The 18315-nt window shown below is 69.9% G+C and carries 11 protein-coding genes; 10 read left to right on the top strand and 1 reads right to left on the bottom strand.

Annotated elements, in window-relative coordinates; translation table 11 throughout:
* The first annotated feature begins 142 nt into the window (after window positions 1–142).
* The 4 genes from OK345_RS15770 to OK345_RS15755 all read left to right on the top strand — a co-directional run bounded on the left by OK345_RS15770 (window position 143) and on the right by OK345_RS15755 (window position 4129).
* Window positions 143–1207: a glucokinase gene (locus tag OK345_RS15770; protein WP_306332103.1), complete on the top strand. Its 1065-nt coding sequence runs from the start codon at window positions 143–145 to the stop codon at window positions 1205–1207.
* A 146-nt stretch (window positions 1208–1353) separates the two neighbouring features.
* Window positions 1354–2298, top strand: coding sequence for a hypothetical protein (locus tag OK345_RS15765; protein WP_265128967.1), 945 nt, complete (start codon window positions 1354–1356; stop codon window positions 2296–2298).
* A 71-nt stretch (window positions 2299–2369) separates the two neighbouring features.
* Window positions 2370–3380, top strand: a complete 1011-nt coding sequence (locus OK345_RS15760) for a glycosylasparaginase (protein WP_265128966.1) — start codon at window positions 2370–2372, stop codon at window positions 3378–3380.
* Window positions 3377–4129: a copper homeostasis protein CutC gene (locus tag OK345_RS15755; protein WP_265128965.1), complete on the top strand. Its 753-nt coding sequence runs from the start codon at window positions 3377–3379 to the stop codon at window positions 4127–4129. The genes OK345_RS15760 and OK345_RS15755 overlap by 4 nt, the downstream gene beginning before the upstream one ends.
* Before the next feature lie 287 nt (window positions 4130–4416).
* Here OK345_RS15755 and OK345_RS15750 read toward each other — a convergent pair whose 3' ends face one another.
* The gene (locus tag OK345_RS15750) at window positions 4417–7557 is read right to left on the bottom strand and encodes a TonB-dependent receptor (protein WP_265128964.1); all 3141 of its coding nucleotides are present in this window, start codon (window positions 7555–7557) and stop codon (window positions 4417–4419) included.
* 576 nt (window positions 7558–8133) lie between these two features.
* Between OK345_RS15750 and OK345_RS15745 the strand changes: the two genes are divergently transcribed.
* From OK345_RS15745 to OK345_RS15720, 6 genes are all read left to right on the top strand, one after another.
* Entirely contained in the window at window positions 8134–10605 is a 2472-nt protein-coding gene (locus OK345_RS15745) for a GH92 family glycosyl hydrolase (RefSeq protein ID WP_265128963.1), read from the top strand.
* 76 nt (window positions 10606–10681) lie between these two features.
* Window positions 10682–11842: a LacI family DNA-binding transcriptional regulator gene (locus OK345_RS15740; protein ID WP_265128962.1), complete on the top strand. Its 1161-nt coding sequence runs from the start codon at window positions 10682–10684 to the stop codon at window positions 11840–11842.
* A gap of 100 nt (window positions 11843–11942) precedes the next feature.
* Entirely contained in the window at window positions 11943–13235 is a 1293-nt protein-coding gene (fucP, locus tag OK345_RS15735; protein ID WP_265128961.1) for an L-fucose:H+ symporter permease, read from the top strand.
* The gene (locus tag OK345_RS15730; protein ID WP_507232783.1) at window positions 13232–14239 is read left to right on the top strand and encodes a carbohydrate kinase family protein; all 1008 of its coding nucleotides are present in this window, start codon (window positions 13232–13234) and stop codon (window positions 14237–14239) included. Before fucP ends, OK345_RS15730 begins: the two co-directional genes overlap by 4 nt.
* Entirely contained in the window at window positions 14223–15434 is a 1212-nt protein-coding gene (locus OK345_RS15725; protein WP_265128959.1) for an AGE family epimerase/isomerase, read from the top strand. The genes OK345_RS15730 and OK345_RS15725 overlap by 17 nt, the downstream gene beginning before the upstream one ends.
* 128 nt (window positions 15435–15562) lie before the next feature.
* Window positions 15563–18244, top strand: a complete 2682-nt coding sequence (locus OK345_RS15720) for a beta-mannosidase (RefSeq protein ID WP_265128958.1) — start codon at window positions 15563–15565, stop codon at window positions 18242–18244.
* The last annotated feature ends 71 nt before the right edge of the window (window positions 18245–18315 follow it).

Raw genomic sequence — 18315 nt, 5'->3', positions numbered from 1 at the left:
TGCCGTCCGCGGCAGGTGCCGGCTTGAAGAAGCGGGATGCCGCCGCTTTCCAAAGCCGCGTTCGATGCCGCATGATGCCGGCCCGATGCTTGGGGCGATTCGAACACATGCGGGCAAGGCGGGCAGGGCGATGAACGATCCGATGGCCGGAACGGCCCCCTGTCCGGCCGGCCCGCCGACCGCTCCCGCGACGGGTCGCGCGGTCATCGTCGCCGACGTCGGCGGCACCTATGCCCGCCTGGCGTGGACGCCCCTGCAGCCGGGGACGCCTCCGGCGATACGCGATTTCCGCCGCTACGCCTGCGCCGACCATCCGAGCCTGGCCGCGATCCTGCGCGGGTACGCCGCCGCGCTGGCGGCCGACCCGGCCGTCCCGCCCGCGAAAAGCGCGGTGGTCGCGATCGCCGGGCTGCTGGAAGGCGACCGCCTGCTCAACACCAACCTCGCATGGCCGGTATCGGTCGAGGCGACCCGGCGCGAAGCCGGCCTCGACGCGCTGGAACTGATCAACGACTTCGCCGCGGTGGCGCATGCGATCCCGCATGCGGACCCGGGCACGATGAGCCGCCTGGCCGGCGACGGTCCGCACGTGCATCGCTGGCCGGCGCTGGTCCTCGGGCCCGGTACCGGCCTGGGCGCGGCACTGCGGCTGGAAGGCGGGCCGCGCCCGGTCCTGCCCAGCGAGGTCGGGCATTCGGCGCTGGCGCCGGGCAACGCGCTGGAACTGGACATCCTGCGGCTGCTGATGCGGCGGCATGCGCACGTGGACAACGAACGCGTGCTTTCCGGTCCGGGCCTGGTGAACCTTTACGACTGCCTGTGCGAGCTGCGCGGAACGACGCCGTGCTGGCGCAGCCCGGCCGAACTGATCGAAGCCGCCCGCCAGGGCGGCGATGCCCTGGCCGCGGAGAGCATCCACGTGTTCTGCGGCTGGCTGGGCAGCCTGGTCGGCGACCTGGCCATCGCCTTCGGCGCCAAGGCCGTGTACCTGACCGGCGGCATCACCGGCCACATCGCCGGACAGCTGCACGACGGCCATTTCCTGCAGCGCTACCTGGCCAAGGGCGCGTTGTCGCAGGCGCTGCGCCAGGTGCCGGTATGGCGCGTCGATCACGGCCAGCTGGGCGTGCTGGGGGCAGCCGCCTGGCATGCGGAAGGACGGTCGAACGCGGAAGCGACGGATACCGGGCACGGGGAATGCCGATGAGTCCGTGCAGGCGGTTCCCGCCGGCTGCGATGCCGCTGGACGGTGCCGCCGCGCGCGGCCACTGCGGTCCGGTCGCCACATCCGGGAACGGCAAGCCGGCAAAAAAGGCAGCCCCCGATCGACTCCACACCAACGCAAGGAAGCCCATGGCCGCAAGAATCGCCGCAGCCTTGCTCGCCATCGCCTTGGTATTGCCCGTCTGCGCCCAGGGCAGCGAAGCGGGCCGGCCCACCGCGGAGATCCGCACCGTCATCGACCACCTGCCGCTGGTGGACGACAACGGCAGGTCGCTGCAGTACGCCGTAGTGGACTACGTGGACGCGGCGCTGCTGTCCGCCCGGGGCATCGGCCCGGAGCAGTTGGCCTGGCATGCGCGGCAGCTGGCCTGGCACGCGTGGCTGCCGGATCTGCCTGCCGGGGAAGAGGGCGTCGGCAGTCCCTACGAGAGCGTAGGCGTCGCGGCTGGGCAGATCCAGCGGCTGGCCACCCTGACCAATCCGGACCATTCGCCGCTGTTTCCGGCCATCCTCCAGTTGCAGGACGCCGACGACGCCGCGTTCCAGCGGAGGTGGAGCGAGGCCGGCTATGTCCCCGCCGAAGGCCCCGCTCCCATCATGTGGCACGGACAATCCATGTGGCACGGACGATATCGCGAGGCGCTGCTGTTCCGCTCGCCCCATCTCTTCCTGGCGCCGGACACGCGCGTCCTGTCGGCGATGCGGGCCGCGCCCGGCGGCAGTGGCGCGGCATCGCGCGACGACATCCGCGGCATCCTGGACGCCATCGACCGCGAACTGGAACCGCAGGAAAGCCTGGCCCAGTTCTTCCTGCACGTACGCGATCCGAGGCTGGACTCGGGCCGGTTCAGGGCCGAATACGACAGCGCGGACACGCTGCAAAGGCCAGGACATTCGTGTCCGCGAAATGGCAGGAACTGGCGACTCCCGCGGAGGGCGCGTTCCACGACCCTTCGAGACCAAGGCGGATTGGTCGATCGTCCGCCTGCGGCGCGCCTGCGTGCTGTTCGGGCGGGTGAGCGGCAGTGCCGGCTCGTCCCGCTCGCCCTATCCCGAACTGGTCTGGCGCCATGAAGCGTTGGGATTGCCACCGCTCCAGACCGGAAGCCTTCCTTGTCTGCCCTGATCCGCAAGAGGGAACACCGATGAGTTCACGCAGACGATTCCTGCAGGCCTCGATGCTGTTGGCCGGCGCCACGGCGCTGCCGGCATCGCGTGCGCTGGCCGGCCAGGCCGTTGCTTCCGGCGCGCGCGTGGTGTCCACCTGGGACTTCGGCGTGCAGGCCAACCAGGCCGCGTGGAAGGTACTGGAGGACGGTGCCTCCGCGCTGGATGCGGTGGAGGCCGGCGCCCGCTGGGCCGAAGGCGAGCTGTGCAACCCGACGGTCGGCCGCTGCGGCAATCCCGACCGCGACGGCGTGTTGACGCTGGACGCCAGCATCATGGACGGCGACGGCCGCTGCGGTTCGGTCGCCGCGCTGGAGGACATCGAGCATCCAATCTCGGTGGCGCGCAAGGTGATGGAAGAGACGCCGCACGTGATGCTGGTCGGCGCCGGCGCGCAGCAGTTCGCGCTGCAGCAGGGCTTCCGCAAGCGCCGCCTGCTGACCGCGCAGGCGGAGCAGGCCTGGCGCGAATGGCGGGAAACCGCCGAGTACCGGCCGCAGATCAATGCCGAACGCCGCCAGCTGCCGGGCAACGCGGAGAACCACGACACCCTGGGGCTGCTGGCCATCGGCCGCGACGGCAAGCTGGCCGGTGCCTGCACCACCAGCGGCATGGCCTGGAAGATGCACGGCCGGGTCGGCGACAGCCCGATCATCGGCGCCGGCCTGTACGTGGACAACGACGTGGGCGCGGCCACCGCCTCGGGCGTGGGCGAGGAGATGATCCGCAACGCCGCCAGCTTCCTGGTGGTGGAACTGATGCGGCAGGGACGCTCGCCCGAAGACGCCTGCCGCGAGGCGATCGACCGTGTGGTGCGCAAGCGGCCGGAAGCCAGCAAGTCGCTGCAGGTGTGCTTCCTGGCGTTGAACCGGCACGGCGAGGTGGGCGCGTTCGCGCTGCATCGCGGTTTCGTCTATGCGGTGTGCGATGCGCAGCGACAGGACGCGCTGCACGAATCGGGCTCCGTCTACGCCAGCACGCAGACGTGAGCACGGATCGCTCCCCGGGCCGGCCGCTGCTGGAGATCGCCGCCAACTCGCTGGCCTCGGCATTGGCCGCGCAGGAGGGCGGCGCGGACCGGGTGGAGCTGTGCGGGAACCTGGGGGAGGGCGGCACCACGCCGTCCTACGGCACCCTGGCGCTGGCGCGGGAGCGGCTGCGGATCCCGCTGTACGTGCTGATCCGGCCGCGCCCGGGCGATTTCCTGTACGGCCCGGCCGAGACCGAGGTCATGCTGCGCGACATCGAGCTGTGCGTCCGCCTGGGCTGCGACGGCGTGGTGATCGGCGCGCTGGATGCCGACGGCGCGGTGGACATGGCGCTGTGCCGGCAACTGGTCGCCGCGGCGGGTCCGTTAGGGACGACCTTCCATCGCGCCTTCGATGCCGCCCGCGAACTGCCGGCCGCGCTGGAGCAGGTGGTGGCGCTGGGCTGCGAGCGCATCCTCAGTTCCGGCGGACAGGCCGCCGCGTCCGCCGGTGCCGACACGCTGGCCGCACTGGTCGCGCAGGCGGGAGGCCGGATCGCGATGATGGCCGGTGCCGGACTGGAGCCGGGCAACATCGCCACGCTCGCCGTCCGCAGCGGTTGCCGCGAACTGCATGCCTCGGCCAAGGCGCTGCGGCGTTCGGCGATGCGCCATCGCAATCCGGCATTGGCGGGACTGCAGCCGGACTGGAGCCAGTCCGATGCCGCTATCGTGGCGGCGCTGCGGCAGGCGCTGGACCGCGTGGACTGAAGGGCACGGGAGACCGTGTCGCTCGATGCGGTTCTGTCAGAACGCTATCGTCCGCTCCAACAGTTCCCACGGGGATTGGGATTCACCGGGGGACGGACCATGCCCCGGCGGTCGCGACTGACGTCGCTCCTACAAGGAGCGGGGAGGCGTTGTAGGAGCGACGTCAGTCGCGACCTTTTCGAGCGGCGTCGAGCCCTCCGGAAGCGCGCCTCGGAACAGGGTCCCCAAAAAAACGGCAGCCGCCTGTACCAGCGCGACTGCCGTCGGGTCGTCCGGTGGGACGCGGGTCAGAAGTTCCAGGTCAGGCCGAGGTACAGCTGGCGGCCGGAATAGGAATTCGAATAGAAACGGGCCTTGGTGTCGTTGCCCAGGTGGGCGCGCTGCTCCGACTTGGTGGCGTTCAATACCGAGGCGCTCAGCGTCAGGTCGTCGCGGATGTTGAAGGCCGCGTTGAGGTCCAGCTGGTCGTAGGGTTCGGTGTAGATGGTGAAGCCGTTGTTCAGGCCGCCCACCACTTCGCCGCGGCGGTTGTACGAGGCGCGCGCCATGAACCGGGCGGCTTCGTAGAACACGGTGAAGTTGGCCTGGTTCTTGGCGCTGCCGACCAGAGGCGAGGAGCCGATCCGTTCGCCGTCGATCTCGACCGACGCCAGGTTGGTGTCGTTCCAGGTGTAGTTGGCCTGGAAGCCCAGCCCGAAGTCGAAGGTGTACTGGCCATAGACCTCCACGCCCTGCGACACGCCGTCGCGGCCGTTGGCCTGGGTGGAGTAGTCCTGCACCGTCACCGACTGTCCGCCGACCACCATCTGCTGGTCGCGCACCACCGGCACGGTGAAGTTCTTCACGTCCTTGCGGAACACGCCCGCGCCGGCCACCGCACCCGGCTTGAAGTACCACTCCAGGCTGAGGTCGTACTGGATGGCCTCGAACGGCTGCAGGCCCTTGTTGCTGCCCGAACCGTACCAGCCGGGGTTGGGCGCGCCGCCGGCGACGCGGCGGTCGTCGCTGTACTCGTCGCTGTAGTAGTTCAGGCCGCCGGGGTAGGCGATGCTGGTGTAGCTGGGGCGGGCGATGACCTTGGACGCGGCACCGCGCAGCACCAGGTCGCCGGTGATGTCCCAGGCGATGTTGAAGCTGGGCAGGATGTCCGTGTAGGTCTTGTCCAGCGAAGCCAGCTCGTAGCTCTTCTCGCGGGCCAGTGCGTCCGGCAACCGCACGAAGCCGCTTTCGCAGCTGTAGCCGCTGTTGGAACCCAGCAGCGCGGCGGCGGCCGGGTCGGTGCAGGCCATCGGCGAGCCGCTGCTGTTGTCGGCGAAGTAGTCGTTGAAGCGCTCGACCGCGTCGCTCGACTCGGCATGCTGGCGGGTACGGGCCACGCGCAGGCCGACGTTGCCGCGCATGCGCTCGGTGCGGAAGTTGGCCTGGAAGTAGCCGGACTGCACCTTCTCGCCGACGTTGTAGACGAAGTCGTCCTCGCGGCGGTTCTGCATGCTGCCGTAGCGTTCGTTCAGGTACTCGATGTAGGCCGGGTAGTTGATGCCGGGAAACACGTTGGCATCGAACCCGCCGGCGATGTCGCCGAGCGGCCGGGACAGGAAGAAGCCCGGCTGCGCGATGCCGGCGGTGGAATCGCACCCGGCCTGGTAGCGCTTGCTGTAGTCGCCCGGGTCGGCGCCCTGGCACACCCAGTAGGTATTGCCGGTGTTGCGATGGATGCTGCTGTCGCTGTACTTGGCGCCGAACTGGATGGAGTCGAGCCAGCCGGCCTCGAACAGCTTGGTGATGTCGGCCTGGAAGTGGTTCTGCCTGACGCTGGTCTGCATCCACGACGAATCGGTCGAGCCGGTGTCGATCTCGGCGATGCCGGCCATCAGCTGGTCCTGCAGGTCCGGCGAGAACGTCACCGACGGCGTGCCGGTCAGGTCCCACGCGGTGTAGCGGTTGCCGGCCTGCCAGGCGCCATCGACCTGGCGGCGCGGCTTGGCCGACATGCGGAAGCTCATCGACGGGCCGCCCTCGGACCAGGTGCGGCCGCCGTTGAACGAGGCCTTCCACAGCGGGCTGATGTCCCAGTCGATGCTCAGGTCGCCGGTCTGCGACAGCGTCTTTTCGCGGCTGTAGGTACCGGTGAGCTGCGGGGTGGGGATGGTGCAGTCGTCCGGGCCCCAGCCGCCCGGCGCCATGCCGGCCGCCGCGGCTTCGTCCTCGCTGCAGTAGTAGGCCTTGCCGGCCAGCATCTCGTACTCGGCACCGGTGACGATGGTGCCGCTGGGATCGAAGTTGAAGCCGTTGAGCAGGCGGCCGCCGGCCCAGTTGCCGTCGCCGGCCACCCGCGCCAGGTTCCACTCCGGCACCTTGAGCATGTTCTGGGTGTAGTTGCCCTGCAGTTCGAAACGGAAGTAGTTGGCGGTCATCGTCACGTTGTCGACCGGCTTGAACTGGAACGTCAGCTGGCCGCCGGTGCGCTCGCGCTTCTCGTCGCGCACCGCGAAGTTGACCGAGGTGGGCATGAAGAAGCCGGAATAATGCCCGCCGTTCTGGTCGTAGATGCCCGAAGCGCCCCAGAACCGCGAGGCGTCCGGCAGCGGATTGCCGTTGACGTCGACCGGCGGATGGCGGGTCGTGCCGGGGACGTTCCAGACGAAATCGTCGATGATGTTGCCGTTGGCATCGACGCGATCGCTGTACCACTGCCAGTCCTCGGTGCTCACCTCCATGCTGCGGTTGGTGCGCGTCTGCTTGGTCGCGCCGACCAGCAGGCCGAAGCGTTCGTCCTTGCTGTGCCACGAATACATCGCCGAGGCCTGCGGATCGACGCCGCTGCTGGTGTCCGAGCTGGTGTATTCGACCGAGGCGAAGCCGGAGTTGGCCTCCATGTCCAGCGGCCGGCGCGTGCGCAGGATCACCGTGCCGCCGATGCCGCCTTCGTCGATGCGCGCTTCCGGCGTCTTGTACAGCTCGGCGCTGGACAGCATGTTCGACGGCATCAGCACGTAGTTGAACGAGCGCGAGGCCTCGTTGTTGGTTTCCGAGGAGGCGATGTAGTTGCCGTTCAACTGGGTCAGGGTGAGGTCCGAGGCCAGGCCGCGCACGCTGACGTTCTTGCCCTCGCCACCGCTGCGGCTGATGATCACGCCCGGCACGCGCTGCAGCGCGTCGGCCACGTTCTTGTCGGGGAACTTGCCGACGTCCTCGGCGGTGATCACTTCCACCACCGCGTTGGCGTCGCGCTTCTGCTGCAGGCTCTTCTCGATGGCGTAGCGATAGCCGGTGACGGTGATGCTGTCCAGCGTGGTGGCATCGGGCGACGCCGCCGGCGTGCTGGCCTGCTGCGCAAGAACGCTGGACGGCGCCATCGCGGCGGCCAACGCGATCGCGATGGCCGCCGACAATGTGTCGCGACCGCGCATGCGTGACATCTGTTTCATTCCACTCTCCCTCATCCTGGATTGAATCAGTAGCTGACCCGGAAAATTGAATCGATCTAAACAATCGAGGCCGATCCGCCTCGCTCGCCTCGGCCACCGAGGCATCTTTGCGCGCCTCGTACATCGCGTGGCGAGCCGGCAACTCCCGCTTCCGACAACCGTGACCACTCCGGGTTGGATCGATCCAAACGATTGGCGCGGAGTTTTTAGCACGCCCCGGCAAGCCACGCATGCTGCTGCGCAATATGGACAGGGTGGCGCGGGCGTCGAAGCCTGAGCCGGGCGATGCCGCATCCGCGGCGCCACGCGCAGGGGGCGGGAGCCTGTGCAAGCCGCCCGTCATCGCAAACGTGCAGGCCCGCCGAAGGGGGGCGGGCGTTGCGGCGGCACGGAAATGCTGCACTGCAGAATGCATCTGCGAAAAATCCCGTGCTCTACTTGAATCGATCTAAATCCACCCGGACGCGGATCTGGAACACGGAAGGGCGTGCCCGCCGGGGAAGGGGCGGAGCACCAACGGCCCGGTTCCGACCACCCCCCTGCGCCATACCGACATCGACCCACAGGATCCATCGCATGAGCCGAATGCCGTCCGCCAACGCCCTCGATTCCGTCCGCCGTCCGCTGGCGGGCCTGGCCTGCCTGCTGGCGCTGTCGTTCGCGCCGCTGGCGCAGGCCGCCGCGCCCGCGCTTGCCGCGGAGGTCAACACCTTCATCGGCAGCAAGGACGACGGCAACACCTTCCCCGGCGCGTCGGCGCCGTTCGGCCTGATCCAGGTCAGCCCGATCGGTTCGCATTATTCGGGCTGGCGCTACGACGATCCGCAGATCCGCGGCTTCGGTCATTCCTTCGTGTCCGGCGCCGGCTGCTGGGAGCAGGGCGGGCAGGTCTCGGTGCTGCCGGTAACCGGCCGCATCGGCCCCGGCGGCGATTTCGATACCGCCGATGCCAAGGCCTTCGACCACAAGCGCTACGGCTCGCGCTACCGGCACGAAGGCGAAGTCGGCCAGGCCGGCTACTACAGGGTGCGGCTGACCGACTACGGCGGCATCGACGCCGAGGCCACCGCGCTGACCCGTGCCGCGGCCGAGCGCTATACCTTTTCCGCCGCCAGCGAGGGCCATGTGCTGGTCAACGTGGGCCAGGCCAACGAGCGCCATTCGGTCACCGGCAGCGTCGTCGACGTGGTCGGCGACCGCGCGGTGGAGGGCAAGCTGGTCACCAAGAGCTTCTGCGGCGGCCACCAGTACACCACCTGGTTCCGCATCGAGTTCGACCGCCCGTTCAAGGCGTTCGGCACCTGGGGCGAAGGCGGCGGCATCGCCGGCGCGCGCCACAGCATGGAGGGCGAGGCCAAGCCCAACGGCGCCTGGCTGAGCTTCGACCTGGGCAAGGACCGCTCGGTCACCGCGATCTCGGCGATCTCGCACGTCGATGCCGAGGGCGCGCGCAACAACCTGCGCAGCGAAGGCATGCAGGGCGGCCGCCTGCTCGGTTTCGACGCCATGCGCAAGCGCGCGCAGGCGGCGTGGGACGGCGAACTGGCCAGCGTACGCGTGCAGGGCGGCAGCGCCGACGATCGCACCGTGTTCTACACCGCGCTGTACCACGCGCTGCTGCAGCCGCTGACCGGCAGCGACGCCGACGGCCGCTACCGCGGCTACGACGACCGCATCCACCGCGCCGAGGACTGGACCTACTACGAGTACTTCTCGCTGTGGGACACCTATCGCTCGCAGAACCAGCTGCTCGCGCTGCTGCGGCCGCAGCGCGCCGCCGACATCGCGCGCTCGCTGCTGGCGATCCGCGAGCAGGGCGGCTGGCTGCCGCGCTGGGGCTATGCCAGTTTCGAGACCAACATCATGACCGGCGACCCGGTGACGCCGTTCCTGGTCGACCTGTGGCGTTTCGGCGCGCTGGCCGGGCGCGAGGCCGAAGCCTACGCCGCGCTGCGCGAGAACGCCTTCGACGTGCCGCCGCTGAACTCGCGCCATGCCGGCCGCTCCGGCAACCCGAACTACCTGCAGCACGGTTTCGTGCAGTACGACCGCGCGTTCCCGTCCAAGGGCATGGACGTGGACCCGCATCACGGCGGCTCGGCCACGCTGGAATACGCGCTGGCCGACTGTTCGCTGTCGCTGATGGCCGGCGCGCTGGGCCATGGCGACGATGCCGCCGTGCTGAACCGGCGCGGCCGCAACTGGCGCACGCTGTGGGATGCCGACGTGCGCGACGAAGAAGCCGGCTTCAGCGGCTTCCCGCGCCCACGCACCGGGGACGGCCAGTGGTACGCACCGGCCGACGGCCGCTACAGCCCGCGCTCGCACCACGGCTTCCACGAAGGCACCGCCTGGCAGTACCAGTGGCTGGCACAGCAGGACGTGCCGGGGCTGGTGGAGGCGATGCACGGGCGCGACGAAGCCGCGCGCCGGCTGGATGCCTTCTTCGCCTACGACGCGCTGGTCGCCGATCCGGCCAATGCCGCGCGCAAGGAATGGGTGGTGGGGCCGTACAGCTACTACAACCAGTTCCGCTACAACCCCAACAACGAGCCGGACCTGCACGCGCCGTGGATGTACACGCTGATCGGCCAGCCGTGGAAGACCGCCACCGTGCTGCGCGCGGCACAGCACCTGTTCACCAACGCGCCCAACGGCGTCACCGGCAACGACGACCTCGGCACGATGTCGGCCTGGTATCTGTTCAGCGCCATGGGGCTGTACCCGGCGGTGCCCGGCACCGGCCAGTTCCTGCTGCACGCGCCGCGCTTCGCCCGCGTCGACGTGGACCTGGGCAATGGCCGCTCGCTGCGCATCGAGGCGCCGCAGGCCAGCGGCGACAGGGTGCAGTACGTGCGCGGCGTGTCGCTGCAGGGCCAGCCGCACGCGGCGGTGTGGCTGGACTGGGAGCGCCTGCGGCAGGGCGGCACGTTGCGCTTCGACCTGACCGACACGCCGCCGCAGCAGGGCTGGGGCACGCTGCCGCGCGACCTGCCGGCAGCGCCGTGCGCGGCCGGCGCGGCGCAGCTGTCGTGGGGCGGGCAATGATCCGTCGCTCGCCAATGGCTTGGGCCCCGATGCGATCGTTTAGGCTGGCGGCCTCCATCGGAATGGATCGATCCACATGAGCCAGAAGCGTCCTTCCAGCGCGCCTTCCGCGCGCAAGGCCAAGCCCGGGTCGCCGGCACCGGCCAAGCCCGGGAGCAGGGCCGAAGACAAGGCCAAAACCAAGGACCAGGCGGCCGCGCCGGAACGCAAGCGCGACGGCCAGCGCGTGGTCACCGTTACCGACATCGCCAACGCCATCGGCGTCTCGCGCGCGACCGTGTCGCTGGTGCTGCGCGGCAGCCCGCTGGTGCATGCGGACACGCGCGCCCGGGTCGAGGCCGAACTCAAGCGCCAGCGCTACGTCTACAACCGCGGCGCGGCCAACCTGCGCCGGCGCACCTCCTCCAGCGTGGCGCTGGTGATCAACGACCTGGCCAACCCGTTCTTCGCCGAGTTCGCCGCCGGGGTCGACGAGGCGCTGGGCGACAAGGGCTACGTGACCCTGCTCGGCAGCACCGGCGAGTCGCCGCAGCGGCAGCAGGCGGTGCTGGCCTCGCTGATGGAGCACACCCCGGCGGGCATGATCCTGTCGCCGGCCGAGGGCAGCGATGCGGCCGAACTGCACAAGGTGCTGGACCCGCGCGCCAACGTGCTGCTGTTCAACCGCGAACTGGCCGGCACCGACGACTGGGATTTCCTCGGGATGGACAACCAGCGCGGCGCGCAGCTGGCCACCGAGCACCTGATCGGGCTGGGGCACCGCCGCATCGCGTTCTACGGCGGCCATGCCGATTCCAGCTCGTGCCGCCAGCGTCGCGCCGGCTACGCACGGGCGATGGCGGACGCGGGGCTGGCGGTGGAGCAACGATGGCTGGTCGAGTCGGCGCCGAACCGGCTGGAGGCCGCCGCGCGCACCGGCGAACTGTTCGGCGACGCGGTGCCGCCCACCGCGGCGGTCTGCTACAACGACACCGTCGCGCTGGGCCTGATGCTGGGGCTGATGTCGCGCGGCATCCAGCCCGGCAAGGGCTTCGCGGTGACCGGTTTCGACGACATCCCCGAAGCCGCGGTCACCACGCCGCCGCTGACCACGCTGGTGGCCGATCCGCGCGAGCGCGGGCGCCAGGCGGCCCAACTGGTACTGCAGCGGCTCGACGACCCCGGCGCGGCTCCCGCCCGGACCATCGCACCGGTGCGGCTGCAGGTGCGCGAAAGCAGCGGGGCGCCGCTGCGATGACCCGCATGACCGAACGCAGCGGGTTTCCGCCTTCGCCGGAACGACGTTCCCGGGCGGCGCTCTCCACGATTCCCTTCCTTCTTCCGGTTCCCATCGCCCGATGAACACTACCGCCTCGACCGCCCCCCGCGTGGTCCGCACCCAGGTCGCCCTGACGGTCGCCACCGCGATCTTCTTCATGTGGGGCTTCCTGACCAGCCTCAACGACGTGCTGATCCCGCACCTGAAAGCGCTGTTCGAGCTGAACTACACGCGCACGATGCTGATCCAGTTCACCTTCTTCGGCGCGTACTTCGTGATGTCGCTGCCGGCCGGGCGGGTGGTGGCCAAGGTCGGCTACAAGCACGGCATCGTGATCGGCCTGCTGGTGGCCGGCGTCGGCGCGCTGCTGTTCCTGCCGGCGGCGCAGGTGCGTTCCTACAACCTGTTCCTGGGCGCGCTGTTCGTGCTGGCCAGCGGCATCACGCTGTTGCAGGTCTCGGCCAATCCCTACGTCAGCCTGCTCGGCGCACCGCAGACCGCGGCCAGCCGGCTCAACCTGGCGCAGGCGCTGAACTCGCTGGGGCATACCGTGGGGCCGTGGATCGGCGGCATGCTGATCCTGTCGGCCGCGGTGCTGGGCGCCGAACAGCTGGCGGCACTGGCGCCGGAGCAGAAGGAAATCTACCTGCAGGCCAAGTCGCAGGCGGTGCAGCTGCCGTACCTGGGGTTGGCATTGACCCTGTTCGCGCTGGCGCTGATGGTGTGGCTGTTCCGGCTGCCGCCGCTGGTCGAGGCCACCGAGCAGGCCGACACGCGCCGGCACGGTTTCGGCGAGGTGCTGGGCCTGCGCCACGTGCGCTGGGGCGTGCTGGCGATCTTCCTGTACGTGGGGGCGGAAGTGGCGATCGGCAGCTTCCTGATCAACTACCTGGCCGAGCCGCACATCGGCAACCTGTCCGAGGCGAGCGCCGCCGGCTACCTGTCGCTGTACTGGGGCGGGGCGATGGTCGGCCGCTTCATCGGCTCGGCGCTGCTGGTCAGGTTCGACGCGCGGCGGATGCTGGCGCTGTATGCGGCGGTGGCCGCGGCGCTGCTGCTGGTCACCGTGTCCAGCCAGGGTCCGCTGGCGATGTGGAGCGTGATCGCCATCGGCCTGTTCAACTCGATCATGTTCCCGACCATCTTCACCCTGGGCATCGAACGGCTGGGACCGATGACCGAGAAGGCCTCCAGCCTGCTGGTGATGGCCATCGTCGGCGGTGCCATCGTGCCGCTGCTGCAGGGCGTGCTGGCCGACCGCATCGGCGTGCAGCTGTCGTTCCTGCTGCCGGTGCTGTGCTACGGCTACATCGTCTGGTACGGCTGCTCCGGTTCGCGGCTGCCGGCGCATCTGGCGGAGCGGAAGGGATGAGGCCGTCGATGCGCAAGATCGTCTGTTTCGGCGAAGCCCTGATCGATCTGCTGGCGCAGGCGCCGGCCTCGCCCGAGGTGCCGCGCTCGTTCCTGCAGTACGCCGGCGGCGCGCCGGCCAATGTCGCGGTGGCGGCGGCGCGGCTGGGCGCCGACGTCCATTTCGCCGGCATGCTGGGGCAGGACATGTTCGGCGATTTCCTGTTCGACAGCCTGGCCGCGGCCGGGGTGGCCACCGACTGCATCGTCCGCACCGACGCGGCCAAGACCGCGCTGGCGTTCGTCGCGCTGGACGCGCACGGCGAGCGCAGCTTCAGCTTCTACCGGCCGCCGGCGGCCGACCTGCTGTTCCGCGGCGAACATTTCCGGCCGGCCTGCTTCGACGGCACCGGCACCTTCCACGTCTGCTCCAACAGCCTGACCGAGGCGGAGATCGCCGCGGCCACCTACGAGGGCATGCGCCGCGCGCACGCTGCCGGAGCGCTGGTCAGCATCGACCTCAACCTGCGGCCGGCGCTGTGGCCGCACCACGAGGACCCGTCGCCGCGGCTGTGGCAGGCGCTGGCGCAGGCCGAGCTGGTCAAGCTCTCGCGCGAGGAACTGGACTACCTGGCGGCGCCGCTGGGCGGCGAGGCGGCGGTGCTGGAACGCCTGTGGCAGGGCCGCGCGCGGCTGCTGGTGGTCACCGACGGGGCCGCGCCGATCCACTGGCACCTGCGCGGGGGCGGAGGCGGGCGCATCGACAGCTTCCGCGTATCGGCGCTGGACACCACCGCCGCCGGCGACGCCTTCGTCGGCGGGCTGTTGTTCCGCATCGCCGCGCGCGGCGGGGACGGCGATGCCTTCGCCGGCTTCGCGGCGCAGCCCGACGCGGTGGCCGACGCGATCGGCTTCGGCGCGGCGGTCGGCGCGCTGGCGGTGACCCGCAAGGGCGCGTTCGCGGCGATGCCGACGCTGACCGAAGTCCAGAACCTGTTGCAGGAGCGATATGAACATTCAGCCTGATGCCTCCATGCCCGACTTCCGCTCGCCGCAGTTCCTGCGCGACCACATCGCCGCCACGATGGCGTTCTACCATCCGCGCGCGATCGATCCGCAGGGCGGCTTCTTCCATTACTTCCTCGACGACGGCCGCGTCTACGACGCCGGCCATCGCCACCTGGTCAGCAGCACGCGCTTCGTCTTCAACTACGCGATGGCGTTCCGCGAGTTCGGCAACCCGGAGTACCTGGAGGCGGTCAAGCACGGCCTGCGCTACCTGCGCGAGGCGCATCGCAACCCCGCCAGCGGCGGCTACGCATGGACGCTGCGCGATGGCCGTGTCGAGGACGGCACGAACCACTGCTACGGCGTGGCGTTCGTGCTGCTGGCGTACTCGTGCGGATTGAAGGCCGGCATCGCCGAGGCGCGCGGCTGGATGGACGAGACCTGGGAACTGCTGGAGCGGCGCTTCTGGGAGCCGGAGCACGGCCTGTACAAGGACGAAGCGGACGCGGACTGGAACTTCAGCGGCTACCGCGGCCAGAACGCCAACATGCACATGTGCGAGGCGATGCTGGCCGCATTCGAGGCCAGCGGCGAACGCCGCTACCTGGAGCGCGCACTCCTGCTGGCCGAGCACATGACCCGCCGCCAGGCGGCCAAGGCGGACGGACTGGTGTGGGAGCACTACGACCGCGACTGGAACGTCGACTGGGACTACCACCGCGACGATCCCAAGCACCTGTTCCGTCCCTGGGGCTTCCAGCCCGGCCACCAGACCGAATGGGCCAAGCTGCTGCTGATCCTGGACCGGCACGTCGACGCGGACTGGCTGCTGCCGACCGCGCGCCACCTGTTCGACACCGCGGTCGCGCGTAGCTGGGATGCGGTGCGCGGCGGGCTGTACTACGGCTTCGACCCCGACGGCCGGGTGTGCGACGACGACAAGTACTTCTGGGTACAGGCCGAGTCGCTGGCCGCGGCCGCGTTGCTGGCGCAGCGCACCGGCGAGGCCGGCTATTGGGAATGGTACGACCGGCTGTGGGCGTATTCGTGGAAGCACATGGTCGATCACGAGCACGGCGCGTGGTATCGCATCCTCGATGCCGACAACCGCAAGTACTCCAACGAGAAGAGCCCGGCCGGCAAGACCGACTACCACACCATGGGCGCCTGCCACGAAGTGCTCAACGTGGTGCGGCCGGCCACGGCGCGCTGACGCCACGGGGAGGGTAACGGAGTGCGAAGCATGGGTCGCCATCGCCAGGCATTCGAATCGAAGCAGGGCGGCTGCGTGGCGCTGGCTGCCGGCGCCGGCGGAGTCGCCGCCGCGGGAGCTCCGTGGCGATGAAGGAGAACCGCACCGTGGCGCGACGGCGCGACTGGCGATGGCGGTGCCTGGCGCTGCTGGCGTGGCTGGCGATGGCGCCGGCCATGGCGATGCACGTGCAGGACCTGGCCACGAACTGGGAATTCCGGCTGGCGCCGGACGACGCGCAGGCGGCCACGCAGCATGCGGCGACGCAATGGCGAAGCGCGACCGTGCCCGGCGTCGTCCATACCGACCTGCTGGCGCATAGGCTGATCCCCGATCCGTACGTCGGCGCGCCGGAGGCGGGCCTGCAGTGGATCGGACTGGCGCAATGGGAATACCGCAGCCGCTTCGATGTCGATGCCGCCACGCTCAAGCGCCCGCGCGCCGAGCTGGTGTTCGAGGGCCTGGACACCTTCGCCGAGGTGCACCTGAACGGCGAACCGCTGCTGTCGGCCGACAACAGCCATCGCACCTGGCGGGTGCCGGTGCAGGGGCGGCTGCGCGCGGGCGGCAACGAACTGCGGGTGGTGTTCCACTCGCCGATCCGCCGCCTGCTGCCGCAGGTGCAGGTAATGCCGCACAAGATCGCCGGCAACTATCCCTCGCCCTATGGCGACGAACCGAAGGAGGCGATGGTCGGCAACTTCGTGCGCAAGCCCGGCTACCACTTCGGCTGGGACTGGGGCCCGCGCTACGTCACCGCCGGCATCTGGCGCCCGGTGCGGCTGGAATCGTGGGAACGGCTGCGGACGACCGACCTGGCGGTGCATACGCTGGCGCTGGATGCCGACTGGGCCGAACTGAAGACGCGGGCGACGATCGAAAGCGAAGGACCCGGCCACGCGCAGCTGGAACTGGACGTACTGGATCCCGACGGCCGCCGCGTGGATCGGCTGCGGCGCTTCGTCGAGCTGCGGGCCGGCATCCAGCAGGTGGACCTGCGCACCGTGATCGAGCGGCCGCGCCGCTGGTGGCCGGCGGGCCTTGGCGAGCAGGCGCGCTACCGCTTCCGCCTGCGGGTGAAGCAGGGCGGCCGCACGCTGGCCACGGCCGAACGCGTCACCGGCCTGCGCAGCGTGGAACTGCGGCGCGAGACCGACGACGACGGCGGGCAGGGCTTCGCTTTCGTCGTCAACGGGATGTCCATCTTCGCCAAGGGCGCCAACGTGATCCCGTTCGACGCCTTCCCCAGCCGCGTCGACGAAGCCAGGCTGCGGCAGGTGCTGCAGGCCGCGCGCGACGCCAACATGAACATGCTGCGCAACTGGGGCGGCGGCTACTACGAGAGCGACGCGTTCTACGAGATCGCCGACGAGCTGGGCCTGCTGGTCTGGCAGGACTTCATGTTCGGCGGCGGCATGCAGCCCGGCTACGACCCGGCGTTCCGCGCCAACGTGGTGGCCGAGGCGCGCGACAACGTCCGTCGCCTGCGCCACCACCCCAGCATCGTGCTGTGGTGCGGCAACAACGAGCAGGAAACCGCCTGGAAGGACTGGGGCCACCGCCGGCAGTTGACGGCGGCCGATCCGGTCTTCGCCGACCAGGTTTGGCAGGGCTACGTGGACCTGTTCGGCCACGACCTGCGCCGGGTGGTGGCGGAGGAGGGGCTGGGCGTGCCGTACTGGTCCAGCTCGCCCGGCAACGACTTGGACGAGAAGGCCAACGACTCGCGCCGCGGCGACAAGCACTACTGGGACGTGTGGGGCGGGCCCGCGCTGCCGGTGCAGGCTTTCCTGGAGGAAACCCCGCGCTTCATGTCCGAGTTCGGCCTGCAGTCCTGGCCGTCGCTGCGCACCATCGACGGCTTCGCGCGGCCGCAGGATCAGGGCATCGACACCCCGGTGATCCGCGCCCACCAGAAGTTCCTGGCCGGCGACGGCAACCAGCGCCAGCTGCTGTACATCGAGCGCGAATACGGCACGCCGCGCGACTTCGCCGACTTCGTCTACCTGGGGCAGACGATGCAGGCCGAGGGCATCGAACTGGCCGCGCTGCACCACCGCGCCTCGCGCCCGTACACCATGGGCTCGCTGTACTGGCAGCTCAACGACGTCTGGCCCGGCGCCTCCTGGTCCAACCTCGACTACCACGGCCGCTGGAAGCCGCTGCACCACCATGCCCGGCGCTTCTTCGCCGAGGTGGCGGTGGCGCCGCTGCGCAGGGACGGCGTCACCCGCCTGCACCTGCTGTCGGACCGCGCCGTCCCGCTCGAACTGGAATGGCGCCTGCGGGTGATGGATTTCGACGGCCGCGTGCATCGCGAACTGCGGCGCCCGGCGACCCTGGCGCCGCTGTCGGCCCAGGTCGCCGCCGACTTCAGCGATGACGAACTGCTGGGCGCCGCCGATCCGCTGCGCAGCGTGGCGGTGTTCGAACTGCTCCAGGCCGGCGGGACGGTTTCCCGCCACCTGGTCTATTTCGACGCGGCCAAGCGACTGCAGCTGCCGGACCCGCGGATCCGGCACGAACTGGTCGCGACGGAGCAGGGCGCTGTCCTGCGGCTGCACGCGCAGGCGGTGGCGCGGGCGGTGTGGATCGACTTCGGCAACCTGGACGTCGTCCTGTCGGACAACGCCCTCGGCCTGTTGCCGGGAGAGCCGGTCGAGATCCAGCTGCAATCGTCCGCCAGCCTGGAATCCCTGCGCGGCGCACTGCGGGTGCGCTCGCTGGCCGATGCCATTCAATCCGATACCCCGCGACCGCACGGTCCCTGAAGGAGGAAGACCGGTGGCAGGTTCGATGCAAGCAAACAATGGACTTGATCGTACGTGGTCAAGACCGCTCC

The organism is Xanthomonas chitinilytica, from assembly GCF_026107455.2.
GTDB lineage: Bacteria > Pseudomonadota > Gammaproteobacteria > Xanthomonadales > Xanthomonadaceae > Stenotrophomonas > Stenotrophomonas chitinilytica.
The sequence above is the reverse complement of the archived record's forward strand: the minus strand, read 5'-3'. Positions and strand labels throughout refer to the sequence as shown.

What these genes read in the sequence shown, in the direction of transcription:
- OK345_RS15770 (WP_306332103.1), top strand. Translation starts at nt 143, where the DNA reads ATGGCCGGAACGGCCCCCTGTCCGGCCGGCCCGCCGACCGCTCCCGCG.
- OK345_RS15765 (WP_265128967.1), top strand. Translation starts at nt 1,354, where the DNA reads ATGGCCGCAAGAATCGCCGCAGCCTTGCTCGCCATCGCCTTGGTATTG.
- OK345_RS15760 (WP_265128966.1), top strand. Translation starts at nt 2,370, where the DNA reads ATGAGTTCACGCAGACGATTCCTGCAGGCCTCGATGCTGTTGGCCGGC.
- OK345_RS15750 (WP_265128964.1), bottom strand. Translation starts at nt 7,557, where the DNA reads ATGAAACAGATGTCACGCATGCGCGGTCGCGACACATTGTCGGCGGCC.
- OK345_RS15745 (WP_265128963.1), top strand. Translation starts at nt 8,134, where the DNA reads ATGAGCCGAATGCCGTCCGCCAACGCCCTCGATTCCGTCCGCCGTCCG.
- OK345_RS15740 (WP_265128962.1), top strand. Translation starts at nt 10,682, where the DNA reads ATGAGCCAGAAGCGTCCTTCCAGCGCGCCTTCCGCGCGCAAGGCCAAG.
- fucP (WP_265128961.1), top strand. Translation starts at nt 11,943, where the DNA reads ATGAACACTACCGCCTCGACCGCCCCCCGCGTGGTCCGCACCCAGGTC.
- OK345_RS15730 (WP_507232783.1), top strand. Translation starts at nt 13,232, where the DNA reads ATGAGGCCGTCGATGCGCAAGATCGTCTGTTTCGGCGAAGCCCTGATC.
- OK345_RS15725 (WP_265128959.1), top strand. Translation starts at nt 14,223, where the DNA reads ATGAACATTCAGCCTGATGCCTCCATGCCCGACTTCCGCTCGCCGCAG.
- OK345_RS15720 (WP_265128958.1), top strand. Translation starts at nt 15,563, where the DNA reads ATGAAGGAGAACCGCACCGTGGCGCGACGGCGCGACTGGCGATGGCGG.